22 protein-coding genes and 4 pseudogenes are annotated in these 23,409 nt (G+C 71.0%); 18 read left to right on the forward strand and 8 right to left on the reverse strand.

Annotated elements, in window-relative coordinates; all coding sequences use genetic code 11:
* Nucleotides 1–32: 32 nt before the first annotated feature.
* Nucleotides 33–470, forward strand: a complete 438-nt coding sequence (locus CG747_RS23470) for a VOC family protein (protein ID WP_100603812.1) — start codon at nt 33–35, stop codon at nt 468–470.
* 95 nt (nt 471–565) lie between these two features.
* Here the strand turns inward: CG747_RS23470 and CG747_RS48215 are convergent, their stop codons facing one another.
* The 3 genes from CG747_RS48215 to CG747_RS23480 form a co-directional block, all read right to left on the reverse strand.
* Nucleotides 566–724 carry a hypothetical protein gene (locus tag CG747_RS48215; protein ID WP_180985677.1) on the reverse strand — a complete coding sequence of 53 codons (159 nt, stop codon included), beginning with the start codon at nt 722–724 and terminating at the stop codon, nt 566–568.
* Nucleotides 725–1,207: 483 nt separating this feature from the next.
* Complete coding sequence (locus CG747_RS23475) at nt 1,208–1,861, reverse strand: TetR/AcrR family transcriptional regulator (protein WP_100603770.1); 654 nt, start codon at nt 1,859–1,861, stop codon at nt 1,208–1,210.
* Between the two features lie 42 nt (nt 1,862–1,903).
* Nucleotides 1,904–2,215 carry a 3-hydroxyacyl-CoA dehydrogenase family protein gene (locus CG747_RS23480; protein ID WP_308303797.1) on the reverse strand — a complete coding sequence of 104 codons (312 nt, stop codon included), beginning with the start codon at nt 2,213–2,215 and terminating at the stop codon, nt 1,904–1,906.
* On the opposite strand from CG747_RS23480, the pseudogene CG747_RS23485 reads away from it, so the two are divergent.
* Nucleotides 2,206–2,679, forward strand: a pseudogene (locus tag CG747_RS23485) (acetoacetate decarboxylase); the annotation flags it as partial. The gene CG747_RS23480 and the pseudogene CG747_RS23485 overlap by 10 nt on opposite strands.
* Nucleotides 2,680–2,765: 86 nt before the next feature.
* Here the strand turns inward: CG747_RS23485 and CG747_RS23490 are convergent.
* On the reverse strand, nt 2,766–3,155 hold the full coding sequence (locus CG747_RS23490) for a helix-turn-helix transcriptional regulator (RefSeq protein WP_100603772.1): 390 nt from the start codon (nt 3,153–3,155) through the stop codon (nt 2,766–2,768).
* A gap of 162 nt (nt 3,156–3,317) precedes the next feature.
* Here CG747_RS23490 and CG747_RS23495 point away from each other — a divergent pair, with 162 nt between their 5' ends.
* The 8 genes and pseudogenes from CG747_RS23495 (at nt 3,318) to CG747_RS23530 (ending at nt 13,618) form a co-directional block, all read left to right on the forward strand.
* Nucleotides 3,318–4,316: a zinc-dependent alcohol dehydrogenase family protein gene (locus tag CG747_RS23495; protein WP_100603773.1), complete on the forward strand. Its 999-nt coding sequence runs from the start codon at nt 3,318–3,320 to the stop codon at nt 4,314–4,316.
* Between the two features lie 326 nt (nt 4,317–4,642).
* The gene (locus tag CG747_RS23500; RefSeq protein WP_100603774.1) at nt 4,643–5,074 is read left to right on the forward strand and encodes a TIGR03668 family PPOX class F420-dependent oxidoreductase; all 432 of its coding nucleotides are present in this window, start codon (nt 4,643–4,645) and stop codon (nt 5,072–5,074) included.
* A 241-nt stretch (nt 5,075–5,315) separates the two neighbouring features.
* Nucleotides 5,316–5,810, forward strand: a pseudogene (locus CG747_RS49730) (hypothetical protein); the annotation flags it as partial.
* A complete protein-coding gene (locus tag CG747_RS23510; protein ID WP_374701805.1) occupies nt 5,784–7,337 on the forward strand; it encodes a hypothetical protein in 1,554 nt (517 codons plus the stop codon). The pseudogene CG747_RS49730 and the gene CG747_RS23510, both read left to right, overlap by 27 nt.
* A complete protein-coding gene (locus CG747_RS23515) occupies nt 7,334–8,863 on the forward strand; it encodes a VWA domain-containing protein (RefSeq protein WP_257980654.1) in 1,530 nt (509 codons plus the stop codon). Before CG747_RS23510 ends, CG747_RS23515 begins: the two co-directional genes overlap by 4 nt.
* A 48-nt stretch (nt 8,864–8,911) precedes the next feature.
* The gene (locus CG747_RS23520) at nt 8,912–10,024 is read left to right on the forward strand and encodes an AAA family ATPase (RefSeq protein WP_100603775.1); all 1,113 of its coding nucleotides are present in this window, start codon (nt 8,912–8,914) and stop codon (nt 10,022–10,024) included.
* Nucleotides 10,021–12,846, forward strand: a complete 2,826-nt coding sequence (locus tag CG747_RS23525) for a DUF5682 family protein (protein ID WP_100603776.1) — start codon at nt 10,021–10,023, stop codon at nt 12,844–12,846. The genes CG747_RS23520 and CG747_RS23525 overlap by 4 nt, the downstream gene beginning before the upstream one ends.
* Before the next feature lie 367 nt (nt 12,847–13,213).
* Nucleotides 13,214–13,618, forward strand: a complete 405-nt coding sequence (locus CG747_RS23530; protein WP_100603777.1) for a DUF6010 family protein — start codon at nt 13,214–13,216, stop codon at nt 13,616–13,618.
* A gap of 33 nt (nt 13,619–13,651) precedes the next feature.
* Here the strand turns inward: CG747_RS23530 and CG747_RS23535 are convergent, their stop codons facing one another.
* A complete protein-coding gene (locus CG747_RS23535) occupies nt 13,652–14,512 on the reverse strand; it encodes an oxidoreductase (protein WP_100603778.1) in 861 nt (286 codons plus the stop codon).
* A 128-nt stretch (nt 14,513–14,640) separates the two neighbouring features.
* Nucleotides 14,641–15,525 carry a helix-turn-helix transcriptional regulator gene (locus CG747_RS23540; RefSeq protein ID WP_100603779.1) on the reverse strand — a complete coding sequence of 295 codons (885 nt, stop codon included), beginning with the start codon at nt 15,523–15,525 and terminating at the stop codon, nt 14,641–14,643.
* A 128-nt stretch (nt 15,526–15,653) separates the two neighbouring features.
* Here CG747_RS23540 and CG747_RS23545 point away from each other — a divergent pair, with 128 nt between their 5' ends.
* The 6 genes and pseudogenes from CG747_RS23545 (at nt 15,654) to CG747_RS23570 (ending at nt 20,518) form a co-directional block, all read left to right on the forward strand.
* Nucleotides 15,654–16,457 carry an SDR family oxidoreductase gene (locus tag CG747_RS23545; RefSeq protein ID WP_100603780.1) on the forward strand — a complete coding sequence of 268 codons (804 nt, stop codon included), beginning with the start codon at nt 15,654–15,656 and terminating at the stop codon, nt 16,455–16,457.
* Nucleotides 16,458–16,592: 135 nt separating this feature from the next.
* Entirely contained in the window at nt 16,593–16,982 is a 390-nt protein-coding gene (locus tag CG747_RS23550) for a RidA family protein (protein ID WP_100603781.1), read from the forward strand.
* Nucleotides 16,983–17,251: 269 nt separating this feature from the next.
* Nucleotides 17,252–17,884, forward strand: a complete 633-nt coding sequence (locus tag CG747_RS23555) for an HNH endonuclease family protein (RefSeq protein WP_100603782.1) — start codon at nt 17,252–17,254, stop codon at nt 17,882–17,884.
* A 209-nt stretch (nt 17,885–18,093) separates the two neighbouring features.
* Nucleotides 18,094–18,452 (forward strand): annotated as a pseudogene (locus CG747_RS49735) (site-specific integrase); the annotation flags it as partial.
* A gap of 33 nt (nt 18,453–18,485) precedes the next feature.
* Nucleotides 18,486–19,127 (forward strand): TetR/AcrR family transcriptional regulator, encoded by a 642-nt coding sequence (locus CG747_RS23565; protein WP_100603783.1) that lies wholly within the window; start codon nt 18,486–18,488, stop codon nt 19,125–19,127.
* Nucleotides 19,124–20,518: a carotenoid oxygenase family protein gene (locus CG747_RS23570; protein ID WP_100603784.1), complete on the forward strand. Its 1,395-nt coding sequence runs from the start codon at nt 19,124–19,126 to the stop codon at nt 20,516–20,518. The genes CG747_RS23565 and CG747_RS23570 overlap by 4 nt, the downstream gene beginning before the upstream one ends.
* Nucleotides 20,519–20,572: 54 nt before the next feature.
* Here CG747_RS23570 and CG747_RS23575 read toward each other — a convergent pair whose 3' ends face one another.
* On the reverse strand, nt 20,573–20,980 hold the full coding sequence (locus tag CG747_RS23575) for a MarR family winged helix-turn-helix transcriptional regulator (protein WP_100603785.1): 408 nt from the start codon (nt 20,978–20,980) through the stop codon (nt 20,573–20,575).
* 38 nt (nt 20,981–21,018) lie between these two features.
* On the opposite strand from CG747_RS23575, the pseudogene CG747_RS23580 reads away from it, so the two are divergent.
* Nucleotides 21,019–21,819 (forward strand): annotated as a pseudogene (locus CG747_RS23580) (amidohydrolase family protein); the annotation flags it as partial.
* 472 nt (nt 21,820–22,291) lie between these two features.
* Nucleotides 22,292–22,651, forward strand: coding sequence for a hypothetical protein (locus tag CG747_RS23585; protein ID WP_100603786.1), 360 nt, complete (start codon nt 22,292–22,294; stop codon nt 22,649–22,651).
* 257 nt (nt 22,652–22,908) lie between these two features.
* On the opposite strand, the gene CG747_RS49740 is transcribed toward CG747_RS23585, so the two are convergent.
* Nucleotides 22,909–23,064: a hypothetical protein gene (locus tag CG747_RS49740; RefSeq protein ID WP_257980655.1), complete on the reverse strand. Its 156-nt coding sequence runs from the start codon at nt 23,062–23,064 to the stop codon at nt 22,909–22,911.
* Nucleotides 23,065–23,409: the final 345 nt, after the last annotated feature.

Consider the following 23,409-nt stretch of genomic DNA (forward strand, 5'->3'; position numbering starts at 1 on the left):
GCCGCGGCCGCCGCTTGCGGCACAGTGGCGGCATGACCACCGACGACAGCGGCCGGTTGGCCCGGGCCCGCGTGGCGACCAGGCTGCCGGCGCAGGACCTCGACCGGGCACGGCGTTTCTACTCCGAGCGGCTCGGCTTGGAGCCCGTCGACGAACGGCCCGGCGGGCTGCTGTACCGCTGCGGGGGTGCGGAGTTCCAACTGTTCCGGTCCGCGGGTGCCTCGCCCGGAACCTTCACCCAGATGTCGTGGCAGGTCGACGACATCGAGGCGGTCGTGGCCGAACTCAAGCGGCGCGGCGTGGTGTTCGAGGACGTCGAGCTGCCCGCCGTGTACGGCGGCGGCCGGAGCGAGGGCGGGATCGTCGAGGTCCAGGGGCACTACGCGGGTTCGGGTGCCCGGGCGGACCGTGGTGCCTGGTTCCGCGACAGCGAGGGGAACCTGCTCGCCATCGGCCAGCCGGTGTTCTGAAGCGGGGCGCCGGATGCCCGGACCGGCCAACGGCCCCTCCGACCACGGGTGCCGGGGGAGGCCGATGGCGGTGTCGACTGTCCGAACTCGTCCGGCTAACGGTTCTGCGCCCACCACACCACGAAGCCGATGACCGCGGTGCCGCACGCGTAGGACGCGCCGCGCAGGAAGTTGGTGGCCACGAGCCGGCCGTACCGGCGCCATGGGTTCGGGAAACGGCGGGTGGTCTGCGGACGGCCCTCCATGGTCTGCATCGGGAGCCCCTCTCGTGAACGCGGAGAACAGCGGCGGTTCCACGTGGGGAGCCCCGATCGGGCGGCGTCGGCCGCCGCACTGCCGGGCCGGGGCTCCCTTGCGTTGAGTAAAAGCTTACGAGGTTGTGCGCTTGTGAACGTGTCGTTCTCCCGGCGCGTCCCGATGGGATTTGCCGATCGGCTCGTGAAACGGCCCGGATCCTGAGCGCGGTGGCGGAGGCGCCAGGCGGAGCGGGGAACCCGTGGCAGGCGCGAGCCGCATCCGCGGGCGCGTGCCGGCTCCGGGGAAACGGAGTGATGTCGACGCCAACTCCTACCGTTTCAGCCGGACTTGGCGGCACAGGCCCGCCCGCGGGCCGTGCTCGTCCTGGCCGTGGCCTGGCCTCCTCCGGGTCCTGCCCGGGTCCCGTGCCGGTCTCGTCCCGGGGCTCGTTCGGGATGGGGCGTCCGATCGCGTCCCCGGCCTGCACGCCGGGGAGGAGGTCAGCTCTGTGGGCCGTCCGGTCCGGGCTCCGCCTGCACGCCGGATGCCGTGGTCGCGTGCGCGGGGCCGGTGAGGGCGTGGATCACCTGCGGGACCAGGTCCTGGGTGTGGTGCGCGGTGCCGTGGATGAGCCGCTGAGCGGTCAGGCCCTCGAAGAGGGCGACGAGCAGTCGGGTCAGGCCGTCGGTGGGGACGACCGGCCGGGAGCCGGTCCGGGCGAGTGCCGCGGTCAGCACCTCGGTCAGGCCCTGCGTGAGGCGCTCCTCGTGGACCGCGAGCTGCTCGGCGACGACCGGGTGGCGCGCCGCGTGCAGGGTGAACTCCATGGACACCAGGAACCATTGCCGCTCCTCCTGGGTGCGGCAGGCGATCCGCTCCTGGAGCTGGACGAGGGGGTGCTTGCCCGGCTCCGGGCGGGACGTCGCGTCTTCGAGCTCCGTCAGCAGGCGGTCGGTGTGGGTGTCGTAGAGGGTGAGGAAGAGCTCTTCCTTGTCGCGGTAGTTGGAGTAGAAGGCGCCGCGGGTCAGACCTGCGCGCTCGACGATGTCGCTGATCGAGGTGGCGTGGAAGCCCTTCTCGGTGAACAGGACCCAGGCGCTCTCGGTGAGGGCGGCGCGGGTGAGCGGGCGGCGCTTGGTCGGTGACTTGGGCACGGCGGGTCCTTCGGTGCTGCCTGGGGCGGCGATCGATCGAGGTCAGTCCCGTTCAGCGTAGTCGTCGTAGAAGCCGTGTCCGGTCTTCACGCCCAGGCGTCCGGCGTCGACGTGGCGCTGGAGCAGTTCGCGGGGGCCGGCGGGCAGCGCGGGGTTCTCCGCCGCGTAGTGGTTCTCGATGTCCAGCACGACGTCCAGGCCGACGCTGTCCATCGCCCGGAAGGGCCCGGCGGCCAGGCCGGTGTTGATCCGCCACATCGCGTCGACGTCCTGCGGAGTGGACACGCCCTCGGCGACGACGGCCAGCGACTCGCGCTTGATGGCGGCCCAGATGCGGTTGAAGACGAAGCCGATACCTGCACGCCATGCATCTGGATCACTTCGGGGCCACCGCCGCCGGCCGCGAGCTCAGCGCGTATCCGAAGACCGTCGGCAGCCCGGCGCTGTTCGTGGACCACGGTGCCCTGGTCGGCACCCTGGACTACGGCACCCAGCGCGTGGCCACGGCGACCATGGCCTACAAGTGGGAGCCCCTCGACCTGGAGCAGGCCCGCGAGCAGATCGCCGTGCCCACCTACGCCGTCAAGATCATCCCGGGCTACGCGGGCGAACAGCGGCTCTGCGACCTGGTCCGCACCCGGATCACCGATGTCACGGTCAAGGGGGCCTGGACCGGCCCGGCCCGCCTACGGCTCTTCGCCCACGCCATGGCGCCGCTGGCCGACCTCCCCGTCCGGGAGATCGTCTCGGCGAGCCACATCCTCACCGACCTCACGCTGGCCCCCGTGCGCCCCGTCCACGACTACCTCGCCCGCTGAGCGGGCGGGCGGTCACCGGCCGAGCGGGCGGCCGGTGCGGATCCTGCGGGGGCCCCGGGCGGGTGAGGTGCCCGCTCGCGAACGTCTCACCCGCGACGGCGACTGCGGCCGCGGCCGCCGTCCCCGCTGTCGCCGTGGGGATCGCTGTCGCGCTGGGCCAGGAGCGCGGGGAGGAGGCCGGGGAAGACCTGGTCGAACTCCTCCAGGCGCAGGGCGTTCATGCGGGAGGTGCCGGCGTAGTACTGGCGGATCAGGCCCGCCTCGCGGAGCACGTGGAAGTGGTGGGTGGCGGTGGATTTGCTCACCGGCAGGTCGAGCGTGCCGCAGGCGAGGTCCCGATGGGCGGCGTGGAGCTGGCTGACGATGCGGCGGCGCACCGGATCGACCAGCGCCTCCAGCACCTGCTGGAGGGTGATGGTGCTGATGTCCGGGTGCGGCGGGGTGCGTTCCCTGCCGGCTCGCTCTGCTGCCGTCATCGCCTGTCGACCTCCCGCACTCATCGTACGACACTCATCGAACTTTGATGACCATCAAGGTTTGACAACCGTCAAAGTTTGATAGTAATCGTACTTCGAGTGGGAGTGATGCACGGCGATGCGGCTCGGCGCCGCCGGCACTGAACGGAAGGACGATGTGCCATGGCCAGAACGGTGCGGTTCCACGAACTCGGCGGGCCGGACGTGCTGCGGCTGGAGGATGTCGAGATCGGTGTACCCGGCCCCGAAGAGGTGGCCCTCCGCGTCGAGGCGATCGGCCTCAACCGCGCCGAGGTGCTGTTCCGCAGCGGCTACTACATCGAACCCGTCAAGCAGTTCCCCGCCCGGCTCGGAACGGAGGCCGCGGGCGTGGTCGAGGCCGTCGGCGCCCGCGTGACGGGGATCGAGGTCGGCCAGGCGGTCAGTGTGGTGCCGGCATTCTCGATGAACGACTACGGCGTCTACGGCGAGCGGGCGATCGTCCCCGCGGCCGCGGTCGTGCACCGGCCCGAAGGGCTCGACGCGGTCGCCGGCGCCGCGGTCTGGATGCCCTACCTGACGGCGTACGGCGCCCTGGTGGAGGTCGGTGGCATGCGTGCCGGGGACACGGTCGTGGTGACCGCGGCCTCCAGCAGCGTGGGCCTGGCCGCGATCCAGACCGCCCTGCGCGTCGGGGCGGTGCCGATCGCCACCACCCGCACCGCGGCCAAGAAGGACGCCCTGCTCGCGGCCGGGGCTGCGGACGTGGTCGTCACCGACGAGGAGGACGTCGTGGCGCGCGTGCGCGGTCTGACCGGCGGCCGGGGCGCCGAGTTCGTCTTCGACGCGATCGCCGGTCCCGGTGTGCTGGACCTGGCCAGGGTGGTCGCGCCCGGCGGCACGCTCTTCGTATACGGCGCCCTGAGCGGCGAGGTGACCCCCTACCCGGGGTTCGACCTCGGGATGCCCGCCCTGAACATGCGCACGTACACCCTCTTCGAGACGACCGCCGACCCGGAACGGCTGCGCCGGGCCGAGGCGTTCGTCACCTCCGGGCTGCGGACGGGGGCCTTCAAACCCGTCGTGGACCGGGTCTTCGTCCTGGACGAGATCGCCGCGGCGCACCGCTACATGGAGGCGGGTGCCCAGGTCGGCAAGATCGTCGTCACTGTCGACCACTGAGGGCGATGCTTGTGCGGCGGTGGGGCGGTGGGGCACGGTGGCCCTGCGCGTCGTGGGCGCCGTAAACGCCGTAAACGCTGCATGTGTCCCGTCGCGCCGCTGCGGTGCTCGCCCGTTTGGCGGGACGGACTGTTGGGGCGGGGGCGGCCGGGGTACCTCGCAGGGGTCGCCGACCGCGCACCCGACCACCCCGGAATCGAAGGAACCGCCGTGAAGTTCGAGCCGATTTCCCTACCGACGGCGCCGGAGACCGGGACCTCGACGTACCTCGACCGGTTCGTTCGTCCACGTCGCGGAGTGCTGCCGGTGAGCGGGGCGGAGGAGCCGTGCCGGTGATGACGAGCGGGCGGGCCAGGCAGTGCTTCGCCGCCTCGCGGGTCGCCCGCCTCGCCACCGTCGACGCCGACGGCCGCCCGCATCTGGTGCCGGTGGTGTTCGCCTTGACGGGCGACACCCTTGCCTTCGCGGTGGACCACAAGCCCAAGCGGACCACTGAGCTGCAGCGGCTGGCCAACATCCGGGCCCACCCCGCGGTCTGCCTCCTCGTCGACGACTACGACGAGGACTGGGGCCGGCTGTGGTGGGCGCGGGCGGACGGTACGGCCACCGTGTTGCCGCCCGCTGACGGGGCCGGGGCGTCCGCGGCGTACGTGCGCCTGTTGGCGGCGAAGTACCGCTCGCAGTACGCCGGCCGACGACCGGAAGGGCCCGTGGTGGAAGTGGCGGTGACCCGGTGGTCCGGCTGGCACGCCACATGACTGTCGGCCCCGGGCCGCGGATATGACCCGGGGCCAGGCACCGAGCAGGCCAGGCACATGAGGACAACGGCGGGGCGCACCACCTGGTTGGTGCGCCCCGCCGCCTTGTGCCAACAGGGGCGACGCGTGCGGGAGGGGCGTTGTCAGTGGTCGCAACTATGTTCAGTTGTGTCCCGCCGACGTGGCGTGACGGCCCGCCGCCATGGCGTGAAAACCCCTTTGGTGCAGAGGAGATGGTGCGTTGTCAGCGTGGGAGAGGTCGAGCACGGCACGGGTGGTGCCACCCGCCCGGCCGCGGAAGCTCGCCAAGGTGCCGTTCGTCGAGCTGGCCGACGGACGCCTGCAGGGCGTGGTCTCCAGCGGCTCGGACATCGAGCGGGTCTACGTCTCGTCCGTCGAGGCCGGCAGCTACACGTACGCGTGCAGCACCAACAACAACCGGCCCTGCGGCGGCGCCCGCGGCTCGTTCTGCAATCACCTGCGGGCCCTGATCAACGAGGCGGTGCTGCAGTACGGTGCCGAGCGCGTCGCCCGCTACCTGAAGGTGGAGAGCGCGGACGCGGAACCGACCGCGCAGTCCCTCGCCGCGGACATGACCGCGGCCCGCCCAGCGCTCGGCGCCGCCACGGCCGCCGCGCCCGTCTTCAGCCGGTTCCTGCGGCACCTGGCCTATCTGGAACTCGCCCCGACCACCGCCCCGTTGCCGGAGATGCAGTGGTTCCCGCCGACCAGGGCGGCGGAGCGGGGGGCGCCGCCGCGCGAGCCCGGTTCGCGCGTAGGGGAGCCCGCCGATCCGCTCGCCGCGCCCCTCGCCGGGCTCGACGAGGCCCTGACGGCCGTCGATGCCTTCGACCGGGTCCTCGTCGCCGGCCTGCTCCGGCCCCAACCGGCCCAGGCCGCCGGGCTGACGGAGCTCGCCCACGCCGTGGCGGGGACACCGCTGGCCGCCAGGGTCGCCGAGGCCGCGGAGCAGGCCGCGGCCGGCGTCGCCGACGAGGACCACTTCCTCGCCCTCGCCGCGGCCCGCACCGCACTGCTCGGCTCCGTCCACGACGCGCTGATGAGCCGGGTGGGGGAGACGCTCGGCCGCACCCGCGACGAGGAGACCGGGCCGGCGCCCGACGGGGGACAACACTCCGTGAACTTGCTTGCCGCCGCCCGTTCCTGGCTGGCCGGGCTGGCGCGTGCCGGGTGGCAGGGCCTCGACCACGAACTGGTCTCCGGCGCCGCGCACGTCGTCTCCGCGATGCTGCCGGACCCGGCCCTGCGCCGCCTGGCCACCCTCCTGGACGGCTTCGCCGCCGAACTCGCCGCCTCCTGCCCGGGTGCGTCCCTGGACCGCGTCCCCGAGCGCCGCTGGGCCGACCTGTGGTCACGGGCGCTGCTGCTGACCGTGCCCGGTGCGGCCGACGTGCCCCGCACCAGTGGGGCCACCGGCCGCCTGCTGCCCCTCGGGATCGATGTGCAGGAACACGCCACCGCCGTACAGGCCCAGGTCCACGCGGTGTTCGAGCCCGCCGACGGCGCCGCGACCCGCCTGGTGCGCGCCGGGGTGTCCGTGCCGAAGCCCGACACGGTCGTCGGCGCCGGCCTCTGGCAGCTGCTCCGCCCGCACATGTCGCTCCTGGCCGCGGTCGGCGAAGGCCGGGCGATGGAGCTGGTCGACATGCCGATGACCACGGAGGGCGATCTGCTCTGGGGCGACGAGCACGCCCGCCCGAGCGAGCCCGCCGATGCCTTCGCCACCGCACGCGTCGCCCTGCCCACCGCGACCGACGCGACGACCGCGCCCCTGGACCGGCATCCGGCGCGCCTCGCCGTGCCCGTCTTCCTGGAGGGCTACAGCGCCCAGAAGGAGAGCAACGAGAGCAAGGTTGGCGAAGACGGCGATGCCGGGAAGCGGGGGAGCGACGGCGGTGACTGTGACACCCGTGACGACCGCGGTGACCGCGACACGCTGACGTTCACCTTCGCCGGGCAACGTCTGGCCGTGGACACCGAGCGGATGCCTTCGGCCGGTCCGCTCACCCCTGAGGCTGTTGCGGCGTCCGGCGCGTGCATCGGGCTGCTGCGTTGGGACGCGGGGGCGTTCCGTATCCAGCCCCTGGCCGTCGAGACGACCGTCCGGAAGAAGACGGTCGCACTGCACGCCGGGGCGTGGGCCGGGGGCACGACGGACAAGGCCGGTGTCAAGGCCGAGAAGGCGGCCACCGACGCCGTGACCGTGCTGCGGGAGCGGGCAGGGAGGCTGTTGCGGAAATGACGGAGCAGACGACCGGTAGAGCGGCCGAAACCGAACAGTCAGCCGGGACGGGGCGTTCGGCCGCACGCCCGACCGCACGACCCCCGGAGGTCGACTCGCACGACAACCGCAGGCAGGTGCTGTACTGGCGGCTCCTTGCCCGGCTCTTCGACCACGAGGAGCAGGCCACGCTGGAATCGGCGAGCCTCGCCGTCGTCCAGGACATCGGGCTGCCGTCCGCGCTGCTGGACCCGAAGACCTCCGTCGACGCGCTGGTGCAGCGCCATCCGGAACTGTCCGCCGAGTTCGACGGGCTGATGGCACCCGACACCGATCGTGCGGGGAACGACGGCGGCAACGACGGTGATGCAGTCCGTGACCGGGCCGCCGAAGTGCGCCGCGCGGCACTGGTGTCGAAGGTGCTGCTCAACGTCTTCGCCCCCGCCTCCGGCACGGTCACCGCCGGACAACTGGCCCGCTGGCAGTCCGACGCCGGATGGCTGGAGCGCGCCCTCGGCTGCACTCCGGGCGACCTGCGCGGCGGACGCCCCGGCGGCGGCACCGGGGGAGCGACCGGCGTGGCGGCCGCGGGGCCGGGCGTCAGCTTGACCGGGACCGGCGGTCGCGGCACCACGCCCGACCTCAGCCGGCTCATTCCGGCGATCGGCCCGGAACTCGGCGCCATCGAGGCCGACCTCGTCAAGCGGATGCGGCTGCGCGAGGTGCTGGCCGACCCCGGGCTCGCGGCGCAGCTGACCCCGAGCATGTCGCTGATCGAGCAGCTGCTGCACGACAAGAACAACCTCTCGGGCACGGCCCTGGCCAACGCCAAGGCCCTGATCCGCCGGTTCGTCGACGAGGTCTCCGAGGTGCTGCGCACCCAGGTGGAGAAGGCCACGGTCGGCGCCCTGGACCGCACCGTCCCGCCCAAGCGGGTGTTCCGCAACCTCGACCTCGACCGGACCATCTGGAAGAACCTCACCAACTGGAGCCCGGAGGAGGAGCGACTGTACGTCGACCGCCTCTACTACCGGCACACCGCCCGTAAGACGACGCCCCAGCGGCTGATCGTCGTCGTGGACCAGTCGGGCTCGATGGTCGACTCGATGGTGAACTGCACCATCCTGGCGTCGATCTTCGCCGGACTGCCCAAGGTCGACGTCCACCTGATCGCATACGACACGCAGGCGCTCGACCTGACGCCCTGGGTGCACGACCCCTTCGAGACGCTGCTGCGCACCAACCTCGGGGGCGGTACCGACGGCACGGTCGCCATGACACTGGCCCAACCGAAGATCGCCGAGCCCCGCAACACCGTCGTGGTGTGGATCTCCGACTTCTACGAATGGCAGGCCGAGCCGCTGTTCGACAGCATGGCCGCCATCCACCGCTCGGGAGCCAAGTTCATCCCGGTCGGTTCGGTGACCAGCTCCTGCCGCGCCAGCGTCAACCCATGGTTCCGGGAGCGCTTCAAGGACCTCGGGACTCCGGTGATATCCGGCCACATCCGCAAGCTCGTCCACGAACTCAAGACGTTCCTCACGTAGGCGCTCGGCCGACCGACCGCCCCCTCATGCCTAGTGAAAGGCCCTGACATGTCCGACCTGTTGCGCGCCCCCGCCGAAGTCAAGTACGCCGAGGAACTGGACTGGCTGGAGTCCGTAGACGACAACCCCAAGCCCTTCTCGTGGCGCCTCTCCCCGAAGATGATCCGCCTGTTCGTCCTGGGCTCCGAGCGCTCCGACGGCCTGGAGCGGGAGATCTCGCAGAAGTGGTTCGGCGACCGCAGCATCGTCGAGCGGGCCATTGTCACGCTCGCCTCCGACCGCGGCCTGCTCCTCATCGGAGACCCCGGCACCGGCAAGAGCTGGCTGGCCGAGCTGCTGTCCGCCGCGATCTGCCGCAACTCCACGCTGGTGGTGCAGGGCACGGCCGGCACCACCGAGGACCACATCAAGTACTCCTGGAACGTGTCCATGGTCATCGCCAAGGGCCAGTCACGGGAGTCGATGATCCCCTCGCCGATCATGACCGCCATGGAGGCCGGCGTGATCGGCCGCTTCGAGGAGCTCACCCGGTCCACCAGCGACGTCCAGGACGCCCTGATCTCGATCCTTTCCGAGAAGTACCTCTCCGTTCCCGAACTGGACAGCGACAACATCGTCTTCGCCAAGCCCGGCTTCTCCGTCATCGCCACCGCCAACAGCCGCGACCGGGGAGTCAACGACCTGTCCTCGGCGCTCAAACGCCGCTTCAACTTCGTCCGCATCCCCGTGGTGACGAACCGGAAGAGCGAGGCGGAGATCGTCCGCTTCCGCACCGAGGAACTCCTGCGCCGCCACCAGATCGAACTGGACGTGCCGCCGACCCTGCTCGACGTCCTGCTCCAGAGCTTCGCCGACCTGCGCGCCTCGGCGGCCGCGGCCGGCAGCGACGACGAGAAGCTGGAATCCGCCCTGTCCACCGCCGAGCAGATCGGCGTCCTGGAGGACGCGATCCTGCACAGCAACTTCTTCGGCGAGCGCGCCCTCACCGCCCGCACCCTGGCCTCCTCCCTCGTCGGATCACTGGCCCGGCGCGAGCCCGAAGACCTGGCGATCCTCAACAAGTACCTGCACGGCGTCATCGAGCCGCGCAGCAAGGAAGAAGGCGGATCCTGGCCGGAATTCCTGGCGGGCGGCCGCGACACGATCGCCACGCTGTCATGACCGACCCGCACGAGGAGACCTTCACCGCCCTGCGCGGACAACTACAAGAGGCCGCCGACACGTTCGCCGACGGCCCCGACGCCCTGGAGGGCATCCTCCTCGGCATCGTCGACGACGTCGACCGCGCGGTCCGCGAGCCGCTGGAGATCTTTCCCGTCTGCCACCACTCGCCCGCCTCGGCACTCGCGATGGCCCGCCGCCTACGGGAGAAGCAACCGAAGGTGGTCTACCTGGAGCTGTGCGAGGACATGGCCCCGCTGCTGACCGAACTCCGCAACTGCAGGCTCCCGGTGGCGGTCCAGGCATTCGCGTCCCAGGTCGACGGCTTCCCCGCCGAATGGTCCCCGCTCTCCGTCGTCGCACCGATCACCGAGGCTTCGGCCGAGTACCAGGCGATCGCCTACGCACTGGACACCCCGGGCGTCGAGCTGGTCCTCGTGGACCGCTCCTCCGACCACGTCTTCCAGTGGGACTCCCGAGGCGCGCACACCGCCGAGCCGGGTGCCGGTCCGGACGATCCGGACGGCGCGGCCGCACCGCCGCCCGCCAAGGAGGAGGCCGCCCTGCACGGCGACGCGGTCGGTGTGGAGATCGGCGATCTGCGGCCCCGTTTCGCCGAGTTGGAGGAGCACCTGCTGCGGCACGGCAAGGTGCGGCACTGGTCGGAATGGTGGCACCAGTACGTCGAGGTGCCGCTCGGCGACAGCGACCACGACACCTACCGCCAGGTCATGCTGCTGATCGGCAGCCTCTTCCGGCGCCTGGCACCGGGCGACCCGCACCGGGTCCGGGTGGACGAGGACCGCGAACGCTACATGTGGACCAGGATGCGCACGCACCTGGCCGCGACCGGCACCGACCCCGCCGACTGCCTCTACGTCTGCGGCGCCTTCCACGCGGCCAGCCGTGTCGCGGAGTTCGGCGTCCACGGCACCGACACCTTCGAGATCAGCCCGCGCACCGCCACCGCATGGCAGCACGGCCTGATCCCGTCCAGCCATGCGTCGATCGAGGCGCAGTTCGGCCTCGCCGCCGGCTCGGTGTCGATCGCCGCGACGGTCTGGACGAAGAACATCAAGCGCACCCGTGTGCAGCCCTACCGCCTGACCGGACAGGCAGGCACGAAGAAGGCAGCAAAGGCCAAGAAGACCGCGGCCGCAACCGCTCCCGCGCCGACCGCCGCCCCCGCCGACAAACTGACCGGATTCCTCCGGCAACCGCCCGCCCTGGACCGGCTCGACGAGGCCGAACTCCTCGGCTGGTCGGTGGAGATCGTGCGCGCCGCGCGCCGCAACGGCTACCTCGCCTCCACCGCCGACGCCATCGCGGTCTTCGAGACCTCGATCCTGCTGGCCGGCATGCGCGACCGCGCCAAGCCGACGCCGTACGACTTCCAGGACGCGGCCGTCACCTGCATCGAGAAGGACACCGTGCCCGGCCGGCGCGACGTGCGCCGCCTCGTGGACATCATGATGGGCGGCGACCGGACCGGCCAGGTCGGCTACGACGCCCTGCCGCCCCTGGCCCGGGACGTCCACGACCGCCTCGCCCCGCTGGGCCTGAAGCTCCAGCAGCGCGGCGTGCAGCGGGCACTGCTGGACATCGCCACCCAGCCGGCCCTGGAGCAGTGCTCCGACGTGCTGTGGATGCTGCGCTTCCTCATGCCGCACGGCGCCGCACGCCCGATCATGGGCGAGCGGAAGCTCGGTGAACGCCCCATCCAGGAATCCTGGGACCTGGCTCTGGGCACCCACCAGCGCGCGCTCATCGAACTCGGCTACGAGGGCGTCAGCATCGAGCAGGTCCTCGAGCAGCGCCTGCGCCGCACCGCATACGGTCCGCAGGCCACCACGGCGACCGTCCTGGAGGCCGTCGAGGACGCGGCGCTGTACCTGCGCAGCCGCCGACTGGCCGACGAGTTGGGCACCCGCGCCCTGGAGGTGCTGGCGGCCGAACGCAGCGTCGACGGCGCACCCGAGGTGCTGCGCCGGGTACGTCGGCTGCTGGCGCACTACCGCACCAGTGAGCCGGTGCTCCCGCCGTGGATCGAGTCCTTCGTCAAGACCGGGTACGCGCACTACTGCACCCTGTTGCCGACGGCCTTCACCGACGACGACGCCTCCGTCCGCCATGTGGCGGCCATGCTGGGCTTCCTGTTCAGCATGGAGAGCCTGGCACTGTCACTGGGCTGCGACCGGACCCAACTGGAGCTCGCGGTCAACCAGTCACACCCGGACGATCCGTCGAAGACGGCCCTGCTGTGGGCGGCCCGGACCCAACTCGGCCACCTCACCCGCACCGACCTGCGGGCCAGGTGCGACGAACTGCTCGGCAACCCCCTGGTGGTGCCCGCCTACCCGCGCTACCTCAGCGGCTTCCTGCACGCCCTGGAGCCCGTCCCCGGCCTCACCGACTTCGTCGTGGAAGCGGTGTCGAACGCCTTCGGAAGGCTGCCGGACCCGGTGCTCCTGCCGTGGTTGCCGACCCTGATAGCCACCCTGCGATCGGGCGGCGCCGAACTCGCCCCGCTGCTGATCCGCGAGGCCGGACGGATCTTCCCCGGCCGGCTGGCGGCGCTCGACGAATGGGTCCCCCCGTGGCGAGCACAACCGGAACCGCACACCACCCGCCCGGCACCGCCCTCGGGCGCCGGCCGCGGTGCCACGCTCCTCGCCGCCCACCCCGCGACCTGCGACGCCCTGGCGGGCCTGCTCGGCTACGAAGGTACCTGGGACACCGCGGAAAGCGCCCCGCACGGCGCGGCACTGACCCGACACCATCCGGACACGGCCGTCGCACTGGAAGCACTGCTGGCCGGCTGACGACACCACCGGCGTGGCCTCCTCGACCACGCATCCCCGTCGGGGCGCGCGAAGCCACAGGCGCCCCGACGGCCCGGACCAGCACGCTCCCAGGCCCGCCGGACACCTCCGACGGCCGTCGGCATGCCTGACGACTGCCCTCTCCCTCCCCGCCCGCCCTCTTCGTTCCCCTCCCCGTCCGCCCTCTCCGTTCCTCCTCCGCAGCCCCTCCCGCCGCCTGGCGACATCCCGTTGCAGACTGTCGATCCAGCCACTGGGGAGCACCACATCACCCCCTCTAACGTCGGGACGTACTCGCCCCACTGACAGGCGCCATGCCTGGAGGCGACCCACCGGGGCCCCGCCCCACTCCCGAAAGGCACCACCGATGCAGTACCTCATGCCGATCGCCATAGGCATCCTCTACGCGCTCCTGATGTCCCTGCTCCGCGAACCGCACCGGCGCCGCGTCAACGCGGTCATGGTCGCCGGTGCGGGTGCCGCGTATCTCAGCGGCGGCGGCATGGGCGGCTGGGAGTTCGCCTTCACCGCGCTGGCCACCTACGTCGCCTACCGCGGCCTGGATTCCTGGACCTTCATCGGCATCGGCTGGCTGCTGCACACCGCATGGGACGTCGTCCACCACCTCAAGGGCAGCCCCATGATCCCGTTCGCCCACGACTCGTCACTGGGCTGCGCGATCTGCGACCCGGTCATCGCGCTGTGGTGCCTGCGCGGCGGACCGACCCTGCTCGAACTGTTCCGCGGCAAGCGACGACCGGCGAGGGCCTGAGCCCCGAGGACTTGGCGACCGGTCAGGTCTCCGTCACCCGGCGGCGGCTTCCTGGGGGTAGTCGGCGCCGAGCGTGACCTCGCGCCAGGTGTCCATGGTCGTTTTGAGCGCGTCGATCCGTGCCTCGACGACGTCGAGTGCGACCTTGCCCAACAGCAGCCGCAAGGGGGGCTCCTCGGCCTCGACCGCACGGATGACCGCGGCAGCCGCGCGGGTGGGGTCGCCGGGCTGCCGCCCGTACGTGGCCAGGGTGCTGGCGCGCCGTGCGCCGGCGGTCGCCGCGTAGTCGTCGAGGGCGAGCGCGGACTGCCGCATCGAGGGGCCGGACCAGTTGGTGCGGAAGGCGGCGGGCTCCACGAGCGTGACTTTGATGCCCAGCGGTGCGACCTCGGCGGCGAGGGATTCGGAGAGCCCCTCCACGGCGAACTTGGTGGCGTGGTAGTAGCCGGTGGCGCCGAACGCCGCCAGTCCGCCGAGCGAGGAGACGTTGACGATGCGGCCGGCGCGGCGGGCACGCATGCCGGGCAGGACGGCACGGGTGACGTCGATCAGGCCGAAGACGTTGGTGTCGAAGAGGGCGCGGACCTCGTCGTCCTCGCCCTCTTCGATGGCGGCGAGATAGCCGTACCCGGCGTTGTTGACCAGGACATCGATGCGCCCGAACGTCGCCTCGGCTCGGCCGACCGCCGCCCTGACCTGCTGCGGGTCGGTGACGTCGAGGGCCAGCGCAAGGGCCCGGCCCGCGTGGTCCGCGACGATGTCGGCGACCTGCCCGGGGTCACGGGCGGTGACGACGGCGCGGTGGCCGTGTGCGAGGACGGTGGTCGCCAGTGCCCGGCCCAGACCGGTGGAACAGCCGGTGATGAACCAGACGGGGGACTGACGGTCAGTCATGGAAAAGAACTCCTTGGTTGCGCGTGCAGGGAAAACGAATGGATGGGGGATGAGGGATCACGGATGGCGGATGGCGGGGGATGAGGGTGTGACGTCCGTGGCCGCAGGAGCCTGGCCGGGACTCGGACTCACTTCTCGCGGGAAGTGGGCTGTTCGGACGGTGCCGGATCCTGATGGGGCGCTTCAGCGGCCAGGCTTCCCAGGAGGGCGAGTGCCTGTTCCGAGGGGCTGCCCGACGCCGCCTGGTAGACGACCAGTTGCTGCCCCGGTGCACTGTTGACGGTCAGTGACTCGTAGTCGAGGGTCAGCTCGCCCACCAGGGGGTGCCGGAAACGTTTGGTCTCATGGCTCTTCTGACGGATGTCATGGCGGGCCCACAGCCGACCGAACTCCGCGCTCTTCAGCGACAACTCACCGACCGTACTGACGAGTTGAGGATCGTCGGTGTCGGTTCCCGCCACCGACCGCAGTCCACCCACGGTATTGGCCGCCACCCGTTCCCAGTCCGGATAGAACGTCCGCGCATCCGGGTCGAGGAACACCAACCGCACCAGATCACCGCTGTAGGCATGGCCGGCGAACAGGGCCCGGCCCAGGGCGTTGTGCGCCAGTACGGTCAGGCAGCGCCCCAGGACCACGGCTGGAGTGCGGTGCCAGCCCGCCATCATCCGCAACAAGACCGGGCTGACGTGCTCCGGATGCGTCCGGGACCGAGGCCGCGAACGACCGGCGTCCGGAACGGGGCGCGCCAACCGGTGCAGATGATCCGCCGCGTCCCCGTCCAAGTGCAGCGCCCGAGCCAGCGCCTCGACGACCTGCACCGAGGGGTGCCGCTCACGGCCCTGCTCCAGCCGTACGTAGTAGTCCGTGCTGACCCCGGCCAGCATCGCGACTTCTTCCCGGCGCAGCCCCGTCACCCTGCGCCGACGGGAGACCGGCAGTCCGGCCTCCTCGGGCCTGACCAGTGCACGACGGGCACGCAGGTACTCCCCGAGCGGATTCGCGGTGTTCATGACCGCAACCCTAGGCACGGGGGAGCGGGTTGCGGGACCCCGGAAGGTGGCCGTGGCACTCCTACGATGACGCCTCCTGCGAGCAGCTCTGCCTGGTCACGGGAGCGCTCCCGCCGCATCGTCGAGCCATGACTGATTTCTCCCCCACCGGCAACACCAGCGGCGGCCGGTCCGCCCCGACCCTGACTGGCCGGGTTGCGGTCGTGACCGGCGCCTCCAGCGGCATCGGCGCGGCCACCGCCCGTCGCCTGGCCGCCGGCGGAGCCGCCGTCGCCCTCCTCGGCCGACGCACGGACCGCCTGGACGCCCTCGCCGACCAACTCCGCCGCACCACCACCGGACCCGTCCTGCCGGTGACCGCCGACCTGGCTGATCCCGAGGCCGTCGACACCGCCGCCGGTGCCGTCACCGCGGCCCTCGGCCGCGCAGACCTCGTGGTGGCCAACGCCGGCGTGATGCTCGGCGCCCCCTTCGAGAGCGCCGGTGCCGACGAGTGGGACCGCATGATCGACGTCAATCTGCGCGGCCTGCTGCACACCGCCCGCGCCTTCACCGCCGATCTCCTCGCCGCCGCGGCCGAAGGCCGTCCCGCGGATCTGGTGCACGTCGGATCGGTGGCCGGCCACACCCTCTACCCCGGCTGGTCGGTCTACTGCGCCACCAAGTCCGCGGTGGCCCACCTGACCCGGAACCTGCGCGCCGAACTGGGCCCCCGCGGCGTCCGGGTGAAGAACATCGAACCCGGCGTCACCGTCACGGAACTCGGACACGACATGCGGGACACCACCATGCGGACCTCCCTGGCCCGCATGCGGACCGACCTCCACCCACTGACCGCCGAGGACATCGCCGATGCCCTCGCCTTCGCGGTCTCCGCACCGGCGCACGTCAACGTCGCCGAAATGGTCGTCGTCCCCGTCCAGCAGGGCTGACCTCCGTCCCCGTCCCGCAGTCGGCCTCGACAGGGGCGACTGCGGGGCACCGACCGCGGCGTGGCGGGACCCTTCCGCACGCCGGTCCGCCACCCGGGATGGACGGATCCTGCCTGGTCACCTAGCGTTCGGCGCATGACAGAACGACGCGCCATCCTCAGCGGCTCGACCTTCGAGGAACAGATCGGCTATGCCCGCGCCGTGGTCGACGGTGACTGGGTGCACGTGTCCGGGACGACCGGGTTCGACTACGCCACCATGACGATCGCCGACGACGTGGTCGCGCAGGCCGAGCAGTGCCTGCGCAACATCGAGGCGGCACTGACCGAGGCGAAGTGCACCTTCGCCGACGTGGTGCGGGTGCGCTACCTGCTGCCCGACCGCGCTGACTTCGAGCCCTGCTGGCCGGTCCTGCGCCGCTGCTTCGGCGAAGTGCGGCCGGCCGCAACGATGTTGGTGTGCGGCCTCGCCGACCCCCGTATGAAGATCGAGATCGAGGTGTACGCCCGGCGGACCACCGCCTGACGGACGGTGCGAGCGGAGTCGGCGCGTCGAGTCCTCCGCACGTCGGCCGCGTGAGGCCCGATCACCGACCACCTGGCGCCAGCCCTCGGGGGCTCCTGCGATCCCACCTTGCGCACCGCATTCCCGCTGCCGACTCGACGTTGTTCAAAGGGAGGTAATGAATAAGGAAAGTTCTTGTCATGTCCATTCAACGCGCGTAGCGACCGGCGCGGCATGTGGGGTTTCCTCGAAACGAGTCTCTCCAACCCCCCACATTTCAGGAGACCTTGATGCCTCGTGCTGCCCTCGGCCTGTCCGCCGCTGCCGTGATAGTCGTCGGCCTGGCGGCCGCCCCGGCGCTCGCCGAACCGCCGGCCCCGCCGTCGACCTCCACCGCCCGCACCGAACTGGCGGCGCTGACGGTGGCCGCTCCGCACTCCATGGACGGCTACGCCCGCGACAAGTTCTCCATATGGGCCAAGCAGCCCGACGGCTGCACCACCCGCCAGGACGTCCTCGCCCGTGACGGCAAGGACGTCCAGGACAAGCCGGGTGGTTGTCAGCCGGCCAGTGGTTCGTGGTACTCGGCGTACGACGACGCCACCGTCACCGACGTCGCCCAGGCCACCATCGACCACATGGTCCCCCTCGCCGAAGCCTGGCGCTCGGGCGCCGACGGCTGGACCGCCGACCAGCGCAAGGCCTTCGGGAACGACCTGAAGGACCCTCAGCTGCTCATCGCCTCGGAATCCTCCAACAGCTCCAAGAGCGACAGCGGCCCCGCCGACTGGAAGCCGACCAACCACGCCTTCTGGTGCACCTATGCCAAGGACTACACCCACGTCAAGTCCGTCTGGAAGCTGACCACGACCGACGACGAGAAGAAGGCCCTGGCCTCGATGCTCGACAGCTGCACCAGCTGACCCGAAAGCGACGTGCCTCCCACACGCGCCTGTGTCTCGGGCGGTGTGGGAGGCGTCGTGCCGTTCAACTGCCCTTTTCCTGGCCGGACTTCTCCGTCCGCCCGGGAGTGGTAGGGCATCCCCCGAGGTGTCCGGGCGCGCGAGCCCGATGGCCTGTCAACGGGGGTGAGGAACATCGGAACGAAAGCCGACGCTAAGCCTCGATCGACCGGCCGCTCGCGACGATCGCGGATGACGAGATCGGCGAGGCCCTGGAACAGTTGTGGGGCAGCGCGGCGCTCGACACCTGGAACGCCCGTCGCGCGGCGGTGTTTTCCTGGCTGGGCTGGTGCGCCGAACGCGGCTACGACGGCCCTGTGGTCCCGGCCTGGACGAAGCGGCTGCCCCACCGGACTCCGACAGCCCGGCCAGGTCAAAGATGGCTATCGACCGGCTGATCGCCCGCCGTGGCGTCCATCTTCGGGAGAAGACTCTGTGGCGGATGCTGTATGAGACGTGCGCGCGGGCGGAGGAGGTCCTCGGCGTCAACATTGAGCCGCCGTCGGCGTGCCCGGCACCAGCCCGCGGGTAACAGTGTTACCGATGCGCTACGGTGTTACCCATGAGCACGCTCTATCAAGACGCGCTACGCGCCGGCCAGGACGCCGTGCGCACCACGATCCTCGATTGCGCCATCAATCTTCTCGTGACGGACGGCCCCGCCGCGTTGACCATGCGGCGGATCGCCACCGACATCGGCTCCTCGACCAAGGTCCTCTACACCATGTTCGGCGGCAAGGAAGGACTGATCGACGCGCTGTACCGGGAGGGCTTCGCGCGGCTGCGCCGGGTTCAGGAGCAAGTACCGCGTACGGAAGACCCGTTGACGCACCTCACCCATATCGGAGTGGCCTATCGGGAGCACGCACTGGCCGAACCGGCCTACTACCGGGTCATGTTCGAGCAGACCGTACCGGGCTTCCAGCCGAGCCCGGAGGCCCTCGCCGTCGCCGAGACCGCCTTCGACGCCTCGGCCACCGCCGTGGCCGCCTGTATGGAGGCCGGGATCTTCCGGCCGGGCGACGCCCGTGAGGTATCGAAGATCTTCTGGGCGGCATCGCACGGCGCGGTCAGTCTGGAGATCGCCGGACACTTCCCGCCGGAGGACGGCGGCCGGCGTTATGACGCGCTGATGGCAGCCGTGGCGCGGGCGTTCAGCACCCGGCACGAGTCGGCGAACGAGGAACAGGGGACGCGAACATGACCACCACGCGCAACCGCTACCTGCCGGGGAGTTTCGCCCCGGTCACAGAGGAGGTCACCGCCTACGACCTGCCCGTGACCGGGCGGATCCCGACCCATCTCGACGGCCGCTACCTCCGCAACGGCCCCAACCCGCTGGGCATCGAGGACGCCGCCGCACACATCTGGACCCTCGGCGCGGGCATGGTCCACGGGGTACGCATACGGGACGGGCGCGCCGAGTGGTACCGCAACCGCTGGGTCCGCTCCGGCGTCGTCGCCGACCACCTCGGCGAGCCGCGCCGCGGCACACCGGTCGACGAACAGTTGGACATCTCGCCGAACGTGCAGGTCGTGGGCTTTGCGGGCAGTACCTTCGCCCTCATCGAGGGCGGCATCCGCCCGTACGAACTCAGCTACGAGTTGGAGACGCTGGGGCCCTGTGCCTTAGGGGCGACCCCGGAGGGGTACAGCGCCAACGCCCACTCCCTCTTCGACCCGCGCACCCGCGAACTGCACTCCCTCGCCTTCCGCTACGGCTCCGACAACGTTCAGCACATCGTCATGGACGACTCCGGCACGGTACGGCGGACCACCACCATCGCGGTCCCCGGAAACCCGTACATGCACGACTTCGCGCTGACCGACCACTACGTGCTGCTCTTCGACTCGCCGGTGGTGTTCAGCCCCGCGCATCTCTCCACCGGGGTGCCGTTCACCTGGGACGACCGATGTGCGGCGCGCGTGGGGGTGATGCCGCGCGAGGGCGGCGAGGTCCGCTGGTTCGGGCTCACGCCGAGCCTGGTGGGGCACACCCTCAACGCGTACGAGAGGCCGCACGCGGACCTCCGCGGGCCGGGCACGGGCGGCTGCGACATCGTCGTCGACGTGATCCGCCATCCCGAAGGGTTCGACATCAGGGACGTCGGCTCCAGTCGCCCCACCCTGGACCGATGGACGATCGATCTGACCACGGGGACGGTCCGCGAAGAACGCCTCGACGACCGGGTCCAGGAATTCCCCCGCCTCAACTCCCGCTATGCGGGCCGCCCTTACCGCTACGGCTATGCCGCGGCCGTCGAGCTCTACGCTCCGCCCGCCGGTCCGGACGACGACCGGCCGGACGAGGGGTTCAGCAATGCGCTGCTCAAACACGATCTGAGCCGGGGCACGACGGAGGCGCACGAGTTCGGGCGGGACGCGGCCGTGGGGGAGGGGGTGTTCGTCGCGGCGGAGTCGCCCTCGGCGGAGGACGACGGATACGTCATGGCGTACGTCTTCAACCCGGAGCGGTCCGCCTCCGACCTGGTGATCCTCGCGGCGCAGGACTTCGGCGGCGCGCCGATCGCCCGGATCCACCTGCCGGTGCGGGTGCCGTTTGGGCTGCACGGGAGCTGGCTTCCAGAGGAGTAGCGGCGAAGGAGTGGCGCCGTCCCGAGGCGGGCCGCCGGGGCCTGCCGCCCGGCGCTATCGTTCCGATCCGGGCGTGGTGTCGGTGATCAGTCCGGCGAGCTGGTGCAGTTGCGCCGCGAGTGCGCGGCGCTCCTGAGGGGTGAACCGGGACAGTACACGTGACTGGCGGGCGCGCAGTTCGGTGCGCATGGCGGCGAGCCGACTGCTGCCGTCTTCGGTGAGGCGGATGAGGACCTGGCGTTCGTCCTGGGCGGAGCGCCGTCGGGTGACGACGCCGTTGGCTTCGAGCTGTTTGAGCATCCGGGTGGCGGTCGGGACGCTGACGTCGGCATGGGCGGCGAGCTTGCCGACCGGCAGCCCGTCGCCCGTGACGTCGTCGGCCAGCGGGTCGAGGAGGGCCAGCTGCGCCATGGACAGTCCGGCCGACGACCGCCCGACGGTGGCCGACCGCGAGCGGCGCATGGCATAGAACAGCTGGTCAGCGGCGTGCGCCAGCTCCTCAAGGCTTCGCGACCGGTGTGCTCTCCGTCACTGCGCCCGGCGTCCACCTCGACCGCGACACCGAAGCCCGCGACCTGGCCCGCGCGGTCAACGAGTACGCCGCCGAGGTCGTCAAGGACCACCCCGACCGCTTCGGCCACTTCGCCAGCGTCCCGCTGCCCGACGTCGACGCCGCCGTCGCCGAGGCCACCTACGCGTTCGACACCCTGGCCGCCGACGGAGTCGTGCTGATGTCCAACGCCCACGGCCGCTACCTGGGCGACCCCGACTTCGAGCCCCTGTGGGCCGAACTTGACCGACGACGGGCCACCGTCTTCATCCACCCCGCCCAGCCCCCGATGCCACTGCTGCCGGGCACCCCCGCCCCGCTGGCCGACTACGTCTTCGACACCACCCGAACCGCCCTCAACCTGGTGCTCAACGGCGTCATGAACCGCTACCCGAACGTGCGGGTGATCCTCTCCCACGGCGGCGGTTTCCTCCCTTACGCCGCCTACCGCTTCTCCGGTCTGGCTCCCCTCGCCGTGGACCCGGACCGCAACGCCGAGGACGTCCTCCGCGACCTGAAGCGCTTCTACTTCGACACGGCCCTGTCCGCCAGCCCCAGCGCCCTGCCCGCCCTGCTCGCCTTCGCCGAACCCGGCCACGTCCTCTACGGCAGCGACTGGCCCTTCGCGCCCCAGGAAGCCGGCAGCTACTACAACCACCACCTGGAGACCTACCCCGACTACACCCCCGGCCAGGCCGACGCCATCAACCGGACCAACGCCCAAGCACTCTTCCCACGCCTCGCGGACTGATCCCCACACCCACCCGCCCGGGCGACCCGCCGCGAGCCGCGACCCCGATCGGCCCCCCAGGTGATCGCTACGGACAACAGACACCTCCAAGTCGTCTCACAGCCAAGCGCGTTGTGGACCCTGTGCTAGCGACAGCGCCGCGAGACTCCGGGATCCTCAAGACATACGGGTTCGGTGCTCACCGGTCGGCAGCAACTGGTCGACCGGCACGGCACCGCGCAACCGCTCGTTCGGCGCCGCACGGAGGGGCGCCGAACTGCGTTGCCGCGGTCGAACCCGAGGCGTCCGGGTCCCGAGCCCGGGCCGGAGCGGGGGGCGAATGCATCACTCGGCTGAAGGGACATCCAGAACAAGGGGGCTCGCACTGTTCCTGTCGCGACCGCGTCCCGCACAGCGCCACTCACCACCCTGTTGCGTCTGCCGTGCACCGCACTTCTCACCTGCACCGATGCACTCGACTGAGGAGACAAGCATGAAGTTCACGAAGCGCATCTCGGCCGTGGCTGCCACGACGGCGCTGCTCGCCGGCCTGGGCGGCACGGTCGGCGCCACCAGTGCCAGTGCCGCGGGCCCGTGCGACCGCCCGTCGGTCACCAACAACTCCAGCGCGTACGGCTACTTCCTGGGGGACTACCACCTGAAGACCGCGCCTGCCGCGGAGTGCGGGAACGTGGCGTCCGTGAAGAAGGGCGCGAAGTTCTACGTGTGGTGCGCCGTCGAGAACTACTACGGCCATGTGTGGGTGTACGGGCGCCTGGACGGGACCAACACCAAGGGCTGGGAGTCCGGCGACAACGTGTCCTACGAGAGCGGATCGCTCAAGCATTGCTGACCGTGAGCAACGTCGGTCGGCTGCCCGGACGTTCAGTCGGGCGAAGGCGGCCGGTCCCGGAGTCCGGGGTCCGGCCGTCGGCAGGCGACCGGCGACCGGCGAAGACGTTCGTGGACGGTCTTCCGCGACCCGCGCCACTCATCCAACGCCCCACCGAAAAGCCCCGGTTGGCGGTACGACACGAGCCCGCCTGAGCAGAGAAGCCGTGGCGACGCGCCATGACCTGGCCCACGTCGCCACGGCTTCGCGGGGGAGCCCTAGCTCGGGTTGAACATGACGCTGGAGAAGCGCGCGCCGGACGGTGCGGACTGTCCCGGGGCGAGGTGCGTGATGTGCCCCCGGCAGCTCTTGCCGGCGTACACGGCGAGGGGCCGCTTCGTCGAGTTGCGCGCCCCGCGGGCCTCTTGGCTCATGTTGAGGCACTTCCTGTCCGGCGGGTTCTGAAGGGAGTACGTCTTGCCCTTGGGCCCGACCCACCCGAACGTTCCGCTCGTGGCGACCGCCGTACCGGCGGGGAGGACGAGGCTCAGAGCAATGCTGCTGAGGCCGATGGTAATCCGGTGGAACGGACGCATCATGTGCCTTTCTCGGGCAGGAGCGACAATTGACACCCGGACCAACGGTTGAGCCGATGAGAAGAAACGGTCTGGACGGCCGACGAGACGTCCCGGCGCCAGTCGGCCGGGCACGAGCCGATGCCGCGCCCGGCGGCGCTCGTCAGCCTCAAGTCAACTCGACTCAATGCAACTCTCCTATGG

It is taken from the genome of Streptomyces sp. CB02959, from assembly GCF_002803155.1.
Lineage (GTDB): Bacteria > Actinomycetota > Actinomycetes > Streptomycetales > Streptomycetaceae > Streptomyces.

What these genes read in the sequence shown, in the direction of transcription:
- CG747_RS23470 (WP_100603812.1), top strand. Translation starts at nt 33, where the DNA reads ATGACCACCGACGACAGCGGCCGGTTGGCCCGGGCCCGCGTGGCGACC.
- CG747_RS48215 (WP_180985677.1), bottom strand. Translation starts at nt 724, where the DNA reads ATGCAGACCATGGAGGGCCGTCCGCAGACCACCCGCCGTTTCCCGAAC.
- CG747_RS23490 (WP_100603772.1), bottom strand. Translation starts at nt 3,155, where the DNA reads ATGACGGCAGCAGAGCGAGCCGGCAGGGAACGCACCCCGCCGCACCCG.
- CG747_RS23495 (WP_100603773.1), top strand. Translation starts at nt 3,318, where the DNA reads ATGGCCAGAACGGTGCGGTTCCACGAACTCGGCGGGCCGGACGTGCTG.
- CG747_RS23510 (WP_374701805.1), top strand. Translation starts at nt 5,784, where the DNA reads ATGCAGTGGTTCCCGCCGACCAGGGCGGCGGAGCGGGGGGCGCCGCCG.
- CG747_RS23515 (WP_257980654.1), top strand. Translation starts at nt 7,334, where the DNA reads ATGACGGAGCAGACGACCGGTAGAGCGGCCGAAACCGAACAGTCAGCC.
- CG747_RS23520 (WP_100603775.1), top strand. Translation starts at nt 8,912, where the DNA reads ATGTCCGACCTGTTGCGCGCCCCCGCCGAAGTCAAGTACGCCGAGGAA.
- CG747_RS23525 (WP_100603776.1), top strand. Translation starts at nt 10,021, where the DNA reads ATGACCGACCCGCACGAGGAGACCTTCACCGCCCTGCGCGGACAACTA.
- CG747_RS23530 (WP_100603777.1), top strand. Translation starts at nt 13,214, where the DNA reads ATGCAGTACCTCATGCCGATCGCCATAGGCATCCTCTACGCGCTCCTG.
- CG747_RS23535 (WP_100603778.1), bottom strand. Translation starts at nt 14,512, where the DNA reads ATGACTGACCGTCAGTCCCCCGTCTGGTTCATCACCGGCTGTTCCACC.
- CG747_RS23540 (WP_100603779.1), bottom strand. Translation starts at nt 15,525, where the DNA reads ATGAACACCGCGAATCCGCTCGGGGAGTACCTGCGTGCCCGTCGTGCA.
- CG747_RS23545 (WP_100603780.1), top strand. Translation starts at nt 15,654, where the DNA reads ATGACTGATTTCTCCCCCACCGGCAACACCAGCGGCGGCCGGTCCGCC.
- CG747_RS23550 (WP_100603781.1), top strand. Translation starts at nt 16,593, where the DNA reads ATGACAGAACGACGCGCCATCCTCAGCGGCTCGACCTTCGAGGAACAG.
- CG747_RS23555 (WP_100603782.1), top strand. Translation starts at nt 17,252, where the DNA reads ATGCCTCGTGCTGCCCTCGGCCTGTCCGCCGCTGCCGTGATAGTCGTC.
- CG747_RS23565 (WP_100603783.1), top strand. Translation starts at nt 18,486, where the DNA reads ATGAGCACGCTCTATCAAGACGCGCTACGCGCCGGCCAGGACGCCGTG.
- CG747_RS23570 (WP_100603784.1), top strand. Translation starts at nt 19,124, where the DNA reads ATGACCACCACGCGCAACCGCTACCTGCCGGGGAGTTTCGCCCCGGTC.
- CG747_RS23575 (WP_100603785.1), bottom strand. Translation starts at nt 20,980, where the DNA reads ATGCGCCGCTCGCGGTCGGCCACCGTCGGGCGGTCGTCGGCCGGACTG.
- CG747_RS23585 (WP_100603786.1), top strand. Translation starts at nt 22,292, where the DNA reads ATGAAGTTCACGAAGCGCATCTCGGCCGTGGCTGCCACGACGGCGCTG.
- CG747_RS49740 (WP_257980655.1), bottom strand. Translation starts at nt 23,064, where the DNA reads ATGAGCCAAGAGGCCCGCGGGGCGCGCAACTCGACGAAGCGGCCCCTC.